The 14,669-nt window shown below is 70.4% G+C and carries 13 protein-coding genes; 6 read left to right on the forward strand and 7 right to left on the reverse strand.

Going from position 1 to position 14,669, the window contains the following annotated elements; genetic code table 11:
• Positions 1–38 precede the first annotated feature (38 nt).
• Both ACFYVL_RS38655 and ACFYVL_RS38660 read right to left on the reverse strand, forming a co-directional pair.
• Complete coding sequence (locus ACFYVL_RS38655) at positions 39–4,718, reverse strand: amino acid adenylation domain-containing protein (protein WP_389253641.1); 4,680 nt, start codon at positions 4,716–4,718, stop codon at positions 39–41.
• Positions 4,719–4,825: 107 nt separating this feature from the next.
• Positions 4,826–5,929 (reverse strand): ornithine cyclodeaminase family protein, encoded by a 1,104-nt coding sequence (locus ACFYVL_RS38660; protein ID WP_389253643.1) that lies wholly within the window; start codon positions 5,927–5,929, stop codon positions 4,826–4,828.
• Positions 5,930–6,351: 422 nt separating this feature from the next.
• On the opposite strand from ACFYVL_RS38660, the gene ACFYVL_RS38665 reads away from it, so the two are divergent.
• Together ACFYVL_RS38665 and ACFYVL_RS38670 are read left to right on the forward strand one after the other, a co-directional pair.
• The gene (locus tag ACFYVL_RS38665) at positions 6,352–7,284 is read left to right on the forward strand and encodes a MerR family transcriptional regulator (protein WP_389253645.1); all 933 of its coding nucleotides are present in this window, start codon (positions 6,352–6,354) and stop codon (positions 7,282–7,284) included.
• 98 nt (positions 7,285–7,382) lie between these two features.
• Positions 7,383–7,979 (forward strand): GNAT family N-acetyltransferase, encoded by a 597-nt coding sequence (locus tag ACFYVL_RS38670; RefSeq protein WP_389253648.1) that lies wholly within the window; start codon positions 7,383–7,385, stop codon positions 7,977–7,979.
• Positions 7,980–8,037: 58 nt separating this feature from the next.
• Here ACFYVL_RS38670 and ACFYVL_RS38675 read toward each other — a convergent pair whose 3' ends face one another.
• The gene (locus tag ACFYVL_RS38675; RefSeq protein WP_389253651.1) at positions 8,038–8,667 is read right to left on the reverse strand and encodes a class I SAM-dependent methyltransferase; all 630 of its coding nucleotides are present in this window, start codon (positions 8,665–8,667) and stop codon (positions 8,038–8,040) included.
• A 287-nt stretch (positions 8,668–8,954) separates the two neighbouring features.
• On the opposite strand from ACFYVL_RS38675, the gene ACFYVL_RS38680 reads away from it, so the two are divergent.
• Positions 8,955–9,722: an NPP1 family protein gene (locus tag ACFYVL_RS38680; protein WP_389253653.1), complete on the forward strand. Its 768-nt coding sequence runs from the start codon at positions 8,955–8,957 to the stop codon at positions 9,720–9,722.
• A gap of 121 nt (positions 9,723–9,843) precedes the next feature.
• Here ACFYVL_RS38680 and ACFYVL_RS38685 read toward each other — a convergent pair whose 3' ends face one another.
• Positions 9,844–10,668: an SAM-dependent methyltransferase gene (locus ACFYVL_RS38685; RefSeq protein ID WP_389253655.1), complete on the reverse strand. Its 825-nt coding sequence runs from the start codon at positions 10,666–10,668 to the stop codon at positions 9,844–9,846.
• Positions 10,669–10,989: 321 nt separating this feature from the next.
• Here ACFYVL_RS38685 and ACFYVL_RS38690 point away from each other — a divergent pair, with 321 nt between their 5' ends.
• The gene (locus tag ACFYVL_RS38690; RefSeq protein WP_389253657.1) at positions 10,990–11,694 is read left to right on the forward strand and encodes a DUF4232 domain-containing protein; all 705 of its coding nucleotides are present in this window, start codon (positions 10,990–10,992) and stop codon (positions 11,692–11,694) included.
• 174 nt (positions 11,695–11,868) lie between these two features.
• Here ACFYVL_RS38690 and ACFYVL_RS38695 read toward each other — a convergent pair whose 3' ends face one another.
• Both ACFYVL_RS38695 and ACFYVL_RS38700 read right to left on the reverse strand, forming a co-directional pair.
• Positions 11,869–12,207 carry a VOC family protein gene (locus tag ACFYVL_RS38695; RefSeq protein ID WP_389253659.1) on the reverse strand — a complete coding sequence of 113 codons (339 nt, stop codon included), beginning with the start codon at positions 12,205–12,207 and terminating at the stop codon, positions 11,869–11,871.
• A gap of 208 nt (positions 12,208–12,415) precedes the next feature.
• On the reverse strand, positions 12,416–12,820 hold the full coding sequence (locus tag ACFYVL_RS38700) for a hypothetical protein (RefSeq protein ID WP_389253661.1): 405 nt from the start codon (positions 12,818–12,820) through the stop codon (positions 12,416–12,418).
• A 235-nt stretch (positions 12,821–13,055) separates the two neighbouring features.
• On the opposite strand from ACFYVL_RS38700, the gene ACFYVL_RS38705 reads away from it, so the two are divergent.
• Both ACFYVL_RS38705 and ACFYVL_RS38710 read left to right on the forward strand, forming a co-directional pair.
• On the forward strand, positions 13,056–13,496 hold the full coding sequence (locus ACFYVL_RS38705; RefSeq protein ID WP_389253663.1) for a hypothetical protein: 441 nt from the start codon (positions 13,056–13,058) through the stop codon (positions 13,494–13,496).
• Between the two features lie 33 nt (positions 13,497–13,529).
• The gene (locus tag ACFYVL_RS38710; protein WP_389253665.1) at positions 13,530–13,994 is read left to right on the forward strand and encodes a hypothetical protein; all 465 of its coding nucleotides are present in this window, start codon (positions 13,530–13,532) and stop codon (positions 13,992–13,994) included.
• Between the two features lie 64 nt (positions 13,995–14,058).
• On the opposite strand, the gene ACFYVL_RS38715 is transcribed toward ACFYVL_RS38710, so the two are convergent.
• The gene (locus ACFYVL_RS38715) at positions 14,059–14,418 is read right to left on the reverse strand and encodes a hypothetical protein (RefSeq protein WP_389253667.1); all 360 of its coding nucleotides are present in this window, start codon (positions 14,416–14,418) and stop codon (positions 14,059–14,061) included.
• Positions 14,419–14,669: the final 251 nt, after the last annotated feature.

Here is a 14,669-nt window from a genome sequence, read left to right on the forward strand (position 1 = left end):
CCTCGGTGACACGGGCTGATCCTGACGGGGTGTCTCGTTCACTGACCGGGCTGTGGTGCCGTGCGTCCGCCGCTGCGGGCCCCGGGAAGGGATCCGGGAGCGGAGCCGGAGACGGATCCGGGAGCGGAGCGCTCCTTCCACACCTGCGACAGCGGCCGGTGGGCGTCCTCGGCGGCGCGCACGAGAACGGCTTCGATGTCACCGCACAGGCTCTCCACGGTCGCCCTGTCGAAGAGCGTGGAGCTGTAGAGCACCGTGCCGACGAGCGCGCCGTCCGCGGCGTCCTCGTACAGGTCGATCTCCAGGTCCAGGTTGATGCGCACCGGTGGGTGGCTCACCTTGAAGGGCTCCGCCGTGGCCTCCGCTAGACGCAGCGTCTGCGGCGGGGTGTTGACGATCTGGAAGACCACCTTCACCGGCGGGTTCTCGAACAGCGGGGCGCCCTTCGCCCAGCGGGCGACGGAGTGCACGAACGGTACGTCCTGGTGGGCGTGCGCGTCGGACATCGCGTCGCGCACCTTCACCAGCAGCTCGTGGAAGGCGGGGTCGCCGCCGACGTCGGTCCGTACCGCGAGCAGCTTGGAGACCAGACCGACGACGTGCTCCAGCTCGTCGCGGTCCCGGCCCGCCATCGGCATGCCGACCAGTACGTCCGGGCTCGCCGAGCGGATGGAGATCACCAGCTTCAGCGCCGTCAGCAGCGTCATGAACAGCGTGGCGTGCGCGGACTCGCCCAGTCCCCGGGCGGCCCTGACGACCTCGGGCTCCAGCCGCCAGTGGAAGACCTCGCTGTCGTACGAGGCGATGGCCCGGCGGGGCCGGTCGGTGGGCAGCTCCGCCGGGACCATGCCCGCGTAGTGCCGCTCCCAGTGGTCCAGCAGCTCCTCCAGCGCCGGCCCCTGGAGCCACCGCTGCTCCCACAGCGAGTAGTCGGTGTACTGCACCGGGATGTCGGGCAGGTCCGCCTCGGTGCCGGCCACCAGGGCCGAGTACACCGCGGACAGGTCCCGTACGAGAACTCCCCGGGACCAGCCGTCGGTGACCAGGTGCTGCAGGGCCAGCACCAGGACGTGGTCGCGCTCGCCCAGGCGCAGCACGCTCACCCGGGCCAGTGCGTCCCGCGTCAGGTCGAACGGCTTCGCGACCTCCAGGCCCGCCAGCACGGGGGCCTGCGCCGGGTCGTCGACGTCGATGACCTCCATCCGCAGCGGTGCGCTCGGGCGGACGGCCTGGGCGTAGCCGCCGGGCTCGGTGACGACGGTGATCCGCAGCGCCTCGTGCCGCTCGACGAGGATCTCCATGGCCCGCCGCAGCTGGACGAGGTCCAGCTCACCGGTGACCCGCATGGCCAGCGGGATGTTCCAGTGGCCCGCCTTGAGGATGTCCTCGAAGAACATGTCGGCCTGCCGCTGCGCGAAGCTCAGCGGCACCGGCAGCGAACGCGACCGCTCCACCGGCACCAGCGGCGGACGCTCCTGCGCCGTCCCCGCCCCCGCGGCGGCGGCCATCGCGGCCCCCAGCTCCCGCGGAGTCCGGTGCTGGAAGATCGCCTTCAGCGGTACGGAGACGCCGAGTGCCGTCCGCAGCTTGGCGACGACCCGGGTCGCGATCAGGGAGTGGCCGCCCAGGGCGAAGAAGTCGTCCTCCACGCCCACCCGCTCCGCGCCCAGCAGCTCGGCGTAGACGGCGCAGACGGCCTCCTCCTCGGGGGTGCTCGGGGCGACGTAGCCCACTTCGAGCACCGTGCGCAGATCGGGCGCGGGCAGCGCACCGCGGTCGATCTTGCCGCCGGTGGTCAGCGGCATCGACTCCAGCAGCACCACCGAGGACGGAACCATGTACTCCGGCACCGCGGACTCGATGTGCCGGCGCAGCGTCTCGGCCAGCCGCTCGTCCCGGTCGGCCGCGGCGGGCTCCGCGACGGCGTACGCCACGAGCCGCTTGTCGCCCGGTACGTCCTCGCGCACGATCACGGCGCCGTGCAGGACGTCCTCGTGCCGGACGAGGATCGACTCGATCTCCCCGGGCTCGATGCGGAAACCGCGGATCTTGACCTGGTCGTCGATCCGGCCCAGGAACTCCAGGTTGCCGTCCGGCAGCCAGCGCACCAGGTCGCCCGAGCGGTACATCCGCGACCCGTCGTCGGCGAACGGGTCCCGCACGAAGCGGGCCGCGGTCTGCTCGGGGCGCCCCGCGTACCCCCTGGCCAGACCCGCGCCGGCGACGCACAGCTCACCGGGCACACCCACGGGAACCGGCCGCAGGCCGCGGTCGACCACATAGACCCGGGTGTTGTCGATGGGCCTGCCGATCGGCGCGGTGAGCGGCCAGTCGGACACGGACGCGGGCAGCGAGTACGAGGTGACCACATGGGCCTCGCTGGGTCCGTAGTGGTTGTGCAGACGCAGCTCGGGGCGCCGCTCGCACAGCTCCCGCAGGTCCTGGTGGAGGGAGAGCGGCTCACCGGCCTGCGAGAGGTGACGCAGCGCCGACAGCTCGGTGCCTTCCGCGTCGACCTCCTCGGAGATGGCCCGCAGCATCACGTTCGGCACGAAGAGCTGGGAGAGCCCCTGTTCGTGTGCCCACCGGGTGTACGCGGCGGGGTCCATCCGCAGTTCCTCGTCCGGCACGACGACCGTCTCCCCGTACAGCAGCGAGGAGAAGATCTCCTGGAGGGAGATGTCGAAGGTCAGCGAGGCGAACTGGGACGTCCTGGCGTCGGAGCCGATGGGCAGCGCCCGCTTCTGCCACGACACCAGGTTGATGATGCAGGCGGCGGGCATCAGGATGCCCTTGGGCACACCGGTGGAGCCGGACGTGTAGATGACGTAGGCCAGGTCGTCGGGGCTGGTGGCGACCGCCGGCGCGGTGTCCGGCCGCCCGGCGAACGTCTCGCGCTCGGCGTCCACCAGGACGAGCGAGGTGTCCGCGGTCTCGAACAGCTCCACGAAGTCCTGCTGGGTGACGGCCGTCGCCACCTGGGCGTCCTGGAGGGTGAACCGGATGCGGTCGCGGGGGTGGTGCGGGTCGATCGGCACGTACGCCGCACCCGTCTTGAGGATGCCGAGGAGCGCCACGATCGCCTCGGCGCCGCGCGCGACGCACAGCCCGACCAGCGCCTCGGGGCCGACTCCGCGGTCGCGCAGGTGGTGGGCCAGCCGGTTCGACCGGCGGTCCAGTTCCGCGTACGTGAGACGGTCGTCGCCGTGCTCCACGGCGGTCGCGTCGGGGGAGCGGCGCACCTGCGCGGCGAACAGCTCCGGGAGGGAACCCTCGGGCACGGGGCGGGCCGTGTCGTTGAACGTCTCCAGCACCAGCGTCCGCTCGGCGTCGTCGAGCAGGGAGATCCCGGAGACCGGCCGGTCGGGGTCGGCGAGCACCGAGCGCAGTACGACATCGAGGTGGTGCAGCAGCCGCTCGACGGTCGGCCGGTCGAAGAGGGCCCTGCTGAAGACGATGTGGCCCAGCAGACCGCCGTCGTCGGCCTTCATGAGGTGGAATTCGAGGTCCATCCGGGTCAGCACCCGGCCCGGGTCGAACTGCTCGACCTCCAGCGGGCCCAGGGAGAGCCGCTCGGCGGGGATGTTGAGCATCTGGAAGAGGACCTGCACCAGCGGGTTGCGCGAGAGGTCGCGCTCCGGCTGCACGTGCTCCACCAGGTACTCGAACGGCAGCTCACCGTGCGCGAACGCGCCGAGCGTGACGTCCCTGACCCGGTGCAGCAGCTCACGGTAGGTGGGGTCGCCGGAGAGGTCGGTGCGCAGCACCACCGTGTTGACGAAGAACCCGATGAGGCCCTCGATCTCGGAGCGGCCCCGGTTCGCCACCGGGGTGCCGACGGCGACGTCCTCGTTGTTGACGTACCGCGACAGCACCAGCTGGAACGCGGCCAGCAGCGTCATGTAGAGGGTCGCGTCCTCCTCGGCCCCCAGCTTGCGTGCGGCGTCGACGAGTTCCGGCGGCAGCGTCCAGGCGACCGCCTCGCCCTCCTGGCGTGCGATCGACGGGCGCGGCCGGTCGGTCGGCAGCTCCAGTGCGGGTTCCATGCCCGACAACTGCTGCTTCCAGTAGTCCAGTTGACGCTTCAGGGATGGACCGGCCATCCGGTCGCGTTCCCACACGGCGTAGTCCGCGTACTGGACGGGCAGGGCCGGCAGCGCGGGGGTGCGACCGGCGTCGAGCGCCCCGTAGACCGCCGACAGCTCCCGTACCAGCACGCCCTGCGACCAGGCGTCGGTGGCCACGTGGTGCAGGACCAGCAGCAGGATGTGGTCCTGCTCCGCCAGCCGCAGCAGGGTGGCCCGCACCAGCGGAGCGGCGGACAGGTCGAAGGGCTTGGCGATCTCCGCACCGGCCAGCGCGCGGGCGTTGTCCAGCTGCTCATCGGCCGCGCCGGGCACCTCCACGACCGGAACCGGTACGGGCTCTGCCGCGACGACCCGCTGGAAGGGCTCCCCGCCGTCCTCGGTGAACGCGGTGCGCAGCGCCTCGTGCCGCTCCACCACGGTCGAGACGGCCGTGGCCAGGTGTGCGACGTCCAGCTCGCCCCGGACCCGCATGGTGAGCGGGATGTTGTACGAGACGCCGCCCGGCTCCAGCTGGTCGAGGAACCACAGTCGGGTCTGCGCGAACGACGCCCGCAGCGGCCGGTCCCGGCCCGCGGGGGTGACCCCGGCGGGCGCCTCCTTGCGGCGGGTCCGCTCGAAGAGATTGCTCATCGCCGCGCCAAGTCCGCTGTTTCCAGGCTTGTTCGCAATACCCACTGTTCAGCCTTCTCCGCGTGATCGATGTGTGAATCTCTTGCCGGGCAGTTCGGGGAAATCGATCAGACGGCGGCGACGGCCGGCCGGAGCGAATCCTCGGAGTCCCGGACGGAAAGGTCGGAAAGGGGTTCCGAGGGATAGGGGTTGAGGCTGTCGGCCGGGTGGTATTCGACGTCGATACGACGGCCGAGGCCGTGCTGTTCGGCGAGTTCGAGGAAGACGTCGAGCGCCAGGTGGTCCTCCAGGGCGAAACCGGTGGAGTCGAAGACGGTGCTGCGCCCCCGCCATTCCTCGGCCTTCTCCGGGTGCGCGCAGAAAGTGGCCAGCGAAGGGCCGAGGGAATTCTCGGAAAGCTGCTGGCACTCGCCCTCGATGAGGGCCTGCGGCAGGTGGTCGTAGGTGACCAGCGAACGGTCCAGCAGACCGTAGGACAGCTCGGTCTTGCCCGGCAGGTCGGCACCGACCGCGTTCACATGCACATGTGCGCGCATCTCGCCGTCGGGCAGGACGGGGCCCTCGCCCACGCCCACGGTGGTGGCGGTGCAGATGATGTCCGACTCGGCGGCCACCCGCTCCGGGGCGACGGTCTCGAACGCGACGTCCAGGCCGAGGAAGGCGACCCGGCGGGCGAAACCGGCCGCGTGCTCGGCGTTGACGTCGGACACCAGGACCCGCCGCAGCGGGAACGTGCGGGAGAGCGCGTGCAGTTGGGTGACCGCCTGCGCGCCCGCACCGATGAACCCGACGGTCGCGCTGTCCGGCCGCGCCAGCAGCCCGCTCGCCACCGCCGACATGGCACCGGTCCGGATGGCGGTGGTCACCACGCCGTCCGCGAGCGCCACCAGCTGGCCCGTGGTGTCGTCGTACCGGGTCACGGTGCCCAGAATGGTGGGCAGTCCGCGGCCGAGCGGATTGGTCGGGGTGTAACCCACCGTCTTCAGCGTCATGCTGCGGCCGGGCTCGTGATGCGGCATCCATTCGATGACGCCGAGCCCGTCGGCGTTCCGGGTGAATCCACCGCGGCGCGGCGAGAGTTCGAATTCGCCGCGGCCCAGCGCGGCCATTCCGGATCTCATTTGTTCAATCATCCGGTCCATCAGGTTGTCGCGGCCCACAACGTGCACGAGCGTGGCGATATCGGACGCGGAAAGAACCAGCGTGCTCATCAACCCTCAGTCCCCGGAGTGATCGAATTTCGATACTTGTTCAAGATCGACTTGAGGGCGAATCTAGGTCCGGCCGAGAGGGGTGTCAACGCTGTGGCAGTCGACTGCCAATCTTTGGCAGTCCGTCACCGAGAAGTACGAACTGGCGGGCACGGCAGTCGTGTTGGATGGCAGTCGGGAATGCGTCCGGATCGACGTACCGTCCCGAGAAGAACCGATTGTCGGCAGGCGCCACCGTTCAACCGGAAGCAACCGGCCGGTCGACCGGCCATACCCGACCAGCCGGACCCGCAACCGGCCGGACCCACCCTGCCGGACCCGCCCGGCCGGACCCGGCCGAGCCCCCCCGTGCATCCCCGACCGAGCCCCCCCGTACATCACCGAGTTGAGTCTCCCGTCGGGGGAGACTGCAGGCTGGAGACATGGATCACCGCGACACGCTCTACACCATAGGAGACCTGTCCCGCCGGACAGGGCTGACGGTGAAGGCCATCCGGTACTACTCCGACCAGGGCATCGTCCCGCCGACCGACCGGAGCCCGGGAGGCTACCGGCTCTACGGCGTCGACGCGCTCGCCCGGCTGAACCTGGTGCGGACACTGCGCGACCTCGGCCTCGAACTCACGGTCGTCCGCGAGGTCCTGGACCGCAAGGTGTCCCTCTCGGACGTCGCGGAGACCCATGCCGACGCCCTGGACGTGCAGATCCAGTCCCTTCGCCTGCGCCGGGCCGTACTGCGTGCGGTCGCCCGGCGCGGCCCGACCCCCACGGAGATGAACCTCATGCACCACCTCGCCACCCTCTCCCGTACCGAACGGCACCAGCTCGTCGCCGACTTCGTCGACGCGGCCTTCGCGGAGCCCCACACCAACCCGGAGGCCGAGGCACTGCTGCGCTCCACCCTCCCCGACCTGCCCGACGACCCCACGTCCGAACAGGTGGAGGCCTGGGTGGAACTCGCCGAGATCTGCCAGAGCGACCGGTTCCGGGCGGCGGTGCGGCGAGCCGCCGAGGAACAGGCGGCGGAGTTCGCCGCCCGCGACACCGACGGCCTCCACGCGGAACTCAACCGCACTCTCCACGAACGCATCGACGAGGCCGTGTCCGCCGGCTTCCTGCCCGCCGAGGCCGCCGCACCCCGCTCCGAAACGATCAGCGACCTCTACGCCCGCGCCTTCGACAGCGCGGGCGACGGCGACCTGCGCCGGTGGCTCCTGGTCCGCCTGCACGGCGGCACCGAACCCCTCGTCGCGCGGTACTGGACCCTCCTCGCCTCGGTCAACGGCTGGCCCGCCTCCTCCGCCCTGGCCCCGGTACGCGACTGGTTCAGCAAGGCCCTCCCGCAGCACGCCTGACGACCCCACCCCGCACACGGCCCGAGGCGCTCGCGGGCACATCTTTCGCGCCCGGAATGTCTGTTCGAATGCCGCCTTGCTGTGAGATGCTCGGCGCCATGTCCCAAGCGATCTTGCGCAGTGAGCGGGTCCGGCTGGTCCCGCTGTCCGACGAGCACCTGGAGTACCAGCTCGAACTCGACGCCGACCCCGAGGTCATGCGTCACCTGGGCGGTGCCCGCAGCCGTGAGCAGGTGCAGGCGGCGCTCCACGGGAACCTCGCGGACGCGGAGCGGGTCCCCGGTCTGGGGTACTGGGCCGGATTCGTCGAGGGAGACTTCGCCGGCTACTGGATCCTCCGGCCGCCGGGCAACGGCGACCAGGAACCGGCGCCGGGCCAGGGCGAACTCGGGTGCAAGATCCTGCGGCGCCACTGGCGGAACGGGCTGGGCACCGAGGGATCGCGCGAACTGCTCCGGCACGGTTTCGACGACCTGGGGCTGACCCGGATCTCCGCCATGGCGGCGGCTGCCAACACCGCCTCGCGGGCCACGCTGGAGGGCATGGGCCTCCAGCACGTCCGCGAATTCCTCGCGGACGCCGAGGACTTCCCGCCGGGAGCAGACCTGCGCACCGTCGAGTACGCGATCACCCCGGAAATCTGGCGCGAAGTCCGCGGCGGGCGGCCGTCCGCCGAGTCCGCCACGGTGGGCTAGCCGCGCGGGCGTCCGCCGTGCCCGCCGGGCGCGGGCCGGATGCGTACGCTTGCGCGGGCTACCTGCGGCCGTGCAGGTACAGGTGGGGTTCGGGGCGGGCGTCGGGGTGGGCCGGGGTGAAGAGGTGGCTCTCCTCGTGCGTCACGGACAGGCCCGCCCGGCGTACCGCTGCCGTGAAGTCCTCGGCACCGAAGCTCGTCACCCGTACGTCCTGGCCCATGAAGACCCCCTGGACGTCCTCCACGTCCAGGGGCACGGTCGCCACCGCGCAGTGCCCGCCCGGTCGCAGCGCGCGTACGAGCCGGCCAAGGAGCGCCGACTGTTCGTCGCGCGACATCTGGAGCAGGGAGAAGTAGACGCACACCGCGTCGAACGAACCGTCCTCCAGGGCCATTTCGCGTACGTCCACCTGCCGGAACTCCGCCTGTGGCACCTGCCGTCGCGCGAGGCCGACCATGACGGGCGAGACGTCGACGCCCAGCACGTCGTGCCCGGCCGCCGCCAGCGCTGCCGCGGTCGGCTTCCCCGTACCGCTGCCGACATCGAGAATCCGGCTGCCCGGCGCCAGGTCCCCCAGCAGGCGCCGCAGTGAGTCGTGGTGGGCGGGGGAGTCGCCGAAGGCGTGCTCGTACGTCGCCCCGAGTGCGTCGAAGACGGCCGCCGCCGGGCGCGGGCGCTCCTCGTCCATGGTGGTGCGTCCCCTCGTCGTACGTCTGCGGCGGCCGGTGCGCGGCGCGACCCGGTGCGGCGGATGCGTGGCGGGCCCGGCCGACCCTGCGTCCGCGCATCGTTCCACGGCCGCGGGCCCGCCACAACGCCGCGCCCCGCCGGGCACTCCGCCGTGCCGCGACACCGTTGGCCCAGGCGTCGCCCGGTCGACATCTCCGGACGCTGGAACGGCCACGTGGTTCGCCCAAGCTGAAATGGGCATGGCAAGTCCGAGCATTCCGCAGACCGAGGCGATCAGGGGACACAGTGAAGACAGACTCACGGATCCGCAGAACGACGCTCGTGCTGGCCGGCGCCGTCGCGCTGGTCGTCGCCGCTTCCGGCAGCGCCCACGCCGATCCGCCGCGGGCCCTGCCCGCGAACGCGGACGCCCTGGAGCGGACCTACCAGCCGGCTCTCGACTACGACACCGACGGCTGCTACTCGACCCCCGCCATCGGACCGGACGGGACGACGAACGGCGGACTCAAGCCGTCCGGAGCCCTCAACGGCCAGTGCCGCGACGCCTGGGACCTCGACAACACCAACGCGTACGCCCGCCAGAAGTGCAACAACGGCTGGTGCGCCGTGATGTACGGCCTGTACTTCGAGAAGGACCAGGCCGTCGCCGGCAGCGGCCTCGGGGGACACCGGCACGACTGGGAGCACATCGTCGTGTGGGTGCAGAACAACGAGGCGCGCTACGTCGCCACCTCCGCGCACGGGAACTTCGACATCCACGCCCGCGACCGCATCCGCTGGGACGGCACCCACCCCAAGATCGTCTACCACAAGGACGGCGCGAGCACGCACTGCTTCCGGCCCGCCAACTCCAACGACGAGCCCCCGGAGAACCACAAGCACACCTGGCAACTGCCCGCGCTCGTCGGCTGGAACGGCTACCCCGCTGGGCTGCGCGACAAGCTCGCCCAGACCGACTTCGGCAGCGCCGTGTTCGGCCTGAAGGACGGCAACTTCGCGGCCCACCTCGCGAAGGCCAAGCCGTCCGGCATCCCCTTCGACCCGTACGCGTAACACCGGGTACGCGCAGGTCTCCGGCCGCCCCGGGCACGTCTGCTTCCGGGGCGGCCGGACGATGCGGCCCATACCCGCCCGACACCGGCGGAGAGCCGGTGGAAAGCGGGTCGAGGGGCGCCTACGGCTTGCGGCCCACCCCGCCGTACGCGTCGACACCGGCCGGGGCACCTGACGGACTTCCCGGTTCCGGGCGCCAGCGTGTGACCTCGACGATGCCCGGGTCGAGCAGGTCCAGGCCGTCGAAGAACCGCGTGATCTCGTCGACGCTGCGCACGTAGTAGGGGACGGCCCCGCTGGAGTTGTAGGCCTCGGAGGCCGCGATCATGCCGGTGCTGGTGGAGGTGCTGTCGCTGATCACCAGATGGCTGCCGGACGGCAGACCCGCCATCAGGTCGGAGACCAGCGCGCACGCCTGCTTGTGGTCGGCGACGTGACCGAGGGTGTTGAGGATCACCAGGGCGACCGGCTGGGAGAGGTCCAGCGTCTCGGCGGCGGCCCGCAGGATGGACTCGGGCTCGTACAGGTCGGCATCCAGATAGGCCGTCTCGCCCTCCGGCGTGCTGGTGAGCAGTGCGCGGGCGTGCGCGAGCACCAGGGGATCGTTGTCGACGTACACGATCTTCGACTCGGGTGCGGTGCGCTGTGCGACCTGGTGGGTGTTGTCGGCGGTCGGCAGACCGGTGCCGATGTCCAGGAACTGCCGGATGCCCTGCTCCCCGGCGAGATGGCTCACGGTGCGGCCCAGGAAGTGGCGGCTCGTGCGCGCCACGTCGACCAGCCCGGGGAAGATTCCCTGGATGTGGTCCCCGAGTTCCCGGTCGACCTCGTAGTGGTCCTTGCCGCCGACGAAGTAGTTCCAGAAGCGCGCGGAGTGGGGCGTGGTGGTATCGATCCGCGCGCTCAGTTCGGAGGCTGCGACAGCTCTGGGTTCACGGTCCGACACGGGGCGCCTCCTGGGACGACGATGCTGAGTGATCACCCTCAGCCTAGATGCACCCCATGAACGGAGTTGACCCTGCCTGCGTACTCAACTCCGTATGTATGCGGAGGACTTGCCCACCCGGTGTGCCGGGGGCCGAGTGGTGTGAAGGGGTCGGCGGGTGGTGGGCGAGCGCGGACGCCCCGCCTCCGCGCCGCGGATGCCCCACCTCCGCTGTGCGGACGCCTGTGACAGAACGAAGACCTCGCGGAGGACTGCCTGTAACTCGGTGCGAGATACAAATACTTCTGACCACCTGCACCGCGTTCTTCCTGGGGGAACACCATGAAGTACACCCGTACCGCCGCTCTTGCCGCCATCAGCCTCGCCGCCACCCTCTCGCTCACCGCCTGTGGCGGCGACGACACCGGCAAGGCCTCTTCCGCGAAGGACTCCTCGTCGTCGTCCGAGTCCTCTTCCTCGTCGGGCGGAGACACGACGGCGGACAGCGGCGCGAAGACGGAGGGCGGCTCGGAGGCCGGTGACGCGAAGCCGGAGGCCGGCAAGGACTCGGGCAAGGACTCAGGCAAGGGCTCCGGCGCCAAGGACGATGCCGCGGACAGCACGACGAAGACCGGCGGCAAGGGCAAGTTCTGCAAGACGGAGGACCTGGCCATCGACGTCCGGGACGCCGCACCCGACAAGAACACCGGCCGGATAGACATCACCATGATCAACCGGGGTTCGACCACCTGCTCGGCGACCGGCTTCGCGGGCGTGGACATCAAGGACGCCGACAACACCTCGAACCCCATCGAGCGGGGCCAGGCCCAGCCGCGCGTCACCACCCTGAAGCCGGGTGACGCCGCCGTCTTCAACCTCGCCTACGCCATCGACACCACCGGCAAGAGCCTTGCGAGCCCGACCAACATCCTCGTGACGCCCCCGAACGAGACCCACACGGTGACCCTGAAGTGGCCCGCGGGCGCGGGGCAGATCAAGGGCGCCTACACGGACGTACAGGTCTACCCCACGCACACGACCAAGTAACGACGGGTGGTGCGCGCGGCCGGCCGGCGCGGCCCCGGTCCGGGGGGGACCGGCGGACGCGGGCCGGCCCCGGTGCCGCCTGGTCGCGGCAAGGGCGGGTCCGCGGGGCGGACACGGGGCCGGATGCACCGCACCCCGGTCCGGGGGCCGCGGCGGTCGGCGCGGTGGCCCGCGTCAGACCGGCGTGCCGCCGAGGCTGATCTCGTTGCCGTCCTCGTCCCGGTAGATCACTTTGTGCACGTCGCCGAACACCTCGCGCTTCGCCGGCTCGATGCCCCGCCGGGCGACCGCGGCGACCCGTTCGTCGAGATCGTCGACGAACGACAGCACCAGGGCGTTCCCCGCCCGTTCCGGGTCCTCCACGATGTATACGTAACGGTGCTCCGCCACCTCCCACACCGCCTCGGTGTCATGGGGCAGGAGCGACGGCTCCCGGCCGAAGAACCGCTGGTACCAGGACAGCGCCGCGGCGTAGTCGGTGACGGGGATACCGGCGAAGAGGTCCAGGCCCATGCCGTCCTCCAGGGGAGTCGTTGTGGTGTCCGTAGGACTCCGGCAACGCCGAGAAGTAATCGGTGCGAACCCCCTGCGCCGGGATCAGGCCCGCCACGGCGCACGGATTCCGGTTCCGCCGGCCCGGCGGACGGCACCGGACCCCGGACCCCGGACCCGGTCCTGCCGCGCGGGCGTTCCGCGCAGCAGGGTCCGGGGGCCTGGGGGATCAGGCGGTGGCGTACTCGGTGTGACAGTCGTAGCGGGTGCCGTTGTTCGTCTGGCAGGAGGTCAGCGTGATCTTCTGACCTTCGGTGAAGCTGAGGTTGTAGGTGACACCCGGGTCGTCCGAGGTGCCGTTGAACGGGTACCACTTGCCTTCCACGTAGGCGCCGACCCCCTTGCCGTTGGCCAGCAGGTCGGAGATGTGGAGCACCTCGCCGTAGGCCTGGAAGTTGACGTTGTCGACGCTGCCCCAGGAGTTCTCCTCGTGGCTGATGGAGCAGTTCACGCCACCGGCGTCGTTGTCGGCGTCCCAGCAGACGGCGTACAGGGCGGAGGCGCTGCCGACCGACAGACCGGCGGAGGCGAGGACCATGGATCCCACGACGGCTATGCGTCCGATTGCTCGCATTTTGAGTTCCTTCAAAGTTAAGCGGAATGTGGCCCGGCGGTAATGCCACGCAATCTCTTCACAGGTTCCCCGCGGTGCTGTGATTGGCGTCACATCGACGAAATGCGGCAGCCGACTGGAAGTGAATACATTTCCGACTTGCCCGTTGCGGCTTTGAGGTTTCCCTTGCCATGGGTGCCGGTCGTGATGCACCATTCCGGCATCCAAATTCCAGGGGAAGTGTGAAGGTCTGCAAGTGAACGCAACGAGAGCCGCAGCGGTGATTTCGGGCGTAATGCTCCTGGCGGGTTGCGCATCGACGGCGAGCCCCGGAACGGCTGCTCCTGCGGGCGCACAGCGGGCCCAGCCACTGGCCTCCTACCTGCCCACGGTCGACGAGGTCCGGCTCATCAGGAAGGCGCAGGGAATTCTGGTGACGTCCTGTGCGTCCGGCTATGGGCTGAAGACACAAGTCGACGGACCGCTGATGGACGGTCTCTACGAAGACGCGCGAGGGAGCGTCAAATTGCCGGTGGCCCTCGCGGACGCCAAGAAATACGGTTACCACCCCGCGCCCCAGCAGGAAGTTCCGCAGAATCAGCAGGAAAATCCCGCAACCGGTCGCCAGCAGAGTCTGAACAATAGGGAACTGCTCGTCCTGAATGGGCCCAAAAATTCTGGAAAAAGGCCCTCATGAGGCACTTCTCCCTCTGCCGTTGCAATCGCCTCGGTGAACGGGAAGGAAGTTCCGAAGGGCGGGTGTCTGGGCGTCTCCGAGGCTCGGCTCGCGAAGGGCGGGCCCGATCTCGACGCCCACGGAGCCCAGGGCAGGGACGCCCTCAACGCGGTTCTGCTGCTGAGGAGCCAGGCGGAATCGGTCGTGGTCCGCCACCCCGCCTACCGCTCGATGGTCCAGAACTGGTCACAGTGCATGAAGAAGGCGGGACACTCCTTCGACACCTTCGCTGCCGCCCGCAACAACCCCGCATGGCAGGGCGAGCGCCCGGGGAAGGGCGAGACAGCCGTGGCCACCGCCGACGCTTCGTGCCTGGTGAAGGCCGACTACAAGGGCGTCGTACGAAAACTGCGCGACCAGTACGACCGTGAAGTCGCCGCCCAGCACCTGGACCTGCTGCAGGCGGTGCGGGAGCACTACCGGACCGTCGTGGGCAACGCTCGTACCGCCGCAAGCTGACGGACCGCGCCGGCACCGCCCCGAGGGCCCGCACTCCGCCACCGCACCGAAGGTGACCCAGCGGTCACAGCGGCCCGTCGCCGTAGCTCGGCGGGTGCTGCGGAGTCCACCACTCCAGCAGCCCCCAGATCCCCAGCGAGAGCGCGGCGAGGCCCGCGAGTGCCGCTGCCCAGGGGCGGCCCGTCCAGCGCGAGGTCAGCATCCAGACCAGGAGGGGGACGAGAGCGCCGCCGAGCGCGATGAGGGGCAGGTCGAGGTAGAGGACGCTCAAATCACGCTGCTCGCCCTCGAAACCACCGTAAATACTGCTCGTGGCCCGGGGCGCCCACGCCAGCGGCGCGCTCGCCGCGCCGAGAAGAGCGAGGAGGCACCCGGCGCCGCCCGCGGTGCGCGAAGGGGCCGTGCGCGAAGAAGTGGTGTTCATGGCCTGTCCCACGGGGTGTCGCTCCTGTCTCGTACCAGGCGCCTGTGGTGTGGCAGACGCGGGCGGCGTGCCGTGTGGTTCCGCTGATGCGCACCCCAGTTCGACTCCCGGCCGCGAGGCCCGTGGGTACGCCCCTGGTGGGATCGGCCGGAAGGCCGCCGAACCACCGTCGTATGCTCGCCGACAGGCTGCCGGACAGGGCGGCCCGAGGGGCGGCCGTTTCCGGCCGATGGTGCCGAGACCGCGCGAAC

It is taken from the genome of Streptomyces sp. NPDC004111, from assembly GCF_042874215.1.
In the GTDB taxonomy this organism is placed as follows: Bacteria; Actinomycetota; Actinomycetes; order Streptomycetales; family Streptomycetaceae; genus Streptomyces.

Bases quoted from the DNA above. Each gene is read 5' to 3' on its own strand.
- ACFYVL_RS38655 (WP_389253641.1), bottom strand. From the start codon at position 4,718: ATGAGCAATCTCTTCGAGCGGACCCGCCGCAAGGAGGCGCCCGCCGGG.
- ACFYVL_RS38660 (WP_389253643.1), bottom strand. From the start codon at position 5,929: ATGAGCACGCTGGTTCTTTCCGCGTCCGATATCGCCACGCTCGTGCAC.
- ACFYVL_RS38665 (WP_389253645.1), top strand. From the start codon at position 6,352: ATGGATCACCGCGACACGCTCTACACCATAGGAGACCTGTCCCGCCGG.
- ACFYVL_RS38670 (WP_389253648.1), top strand. From the start codon at position 7,383: ATGTCCCAAGCGATCTTGCGCAGTGAGCGGGTCCGGCTGGTCCCGCTG.
- ACFYVL_RS38675 (WP_389253651.1), bottom strand. From the start codon at position 8,667: ATGGACGAGGAGCGCCCGCGCCCGGCGGCGGCCGTCTTCGACGCACTC.
- ACFYVL_RS38690 (WP_389253657.1), top strand. From the start codon at position 10,990: ATGAAGTACACCCGTACCGCCGCTCTTGCCGCCATCAGCCTCGCCGCC.
- ACFYVL_RS38695 (WP_389253659.1), bottom strand. From the start codon at position 12,207: ATGGGCCTGGACCTCTTCGCCGGTATCCCCGTCACCGACTACGCCGCG.
- ACFYVL_RS38700 (WP_389253661.1), bottom strand. From the start codon at position 12,820: ATGCGAGCAATCGGACGCATAGCCGTCGTGGGATCCATGGTCCTCGCC.
- ACFYVL_RS38715 (WP_389253667.1), bottom strand. From the start codon at position 14,418: ATGAACACCACTTCTTCGCGCACGGCCCCTTCGCGCACCGCGGGCGGC.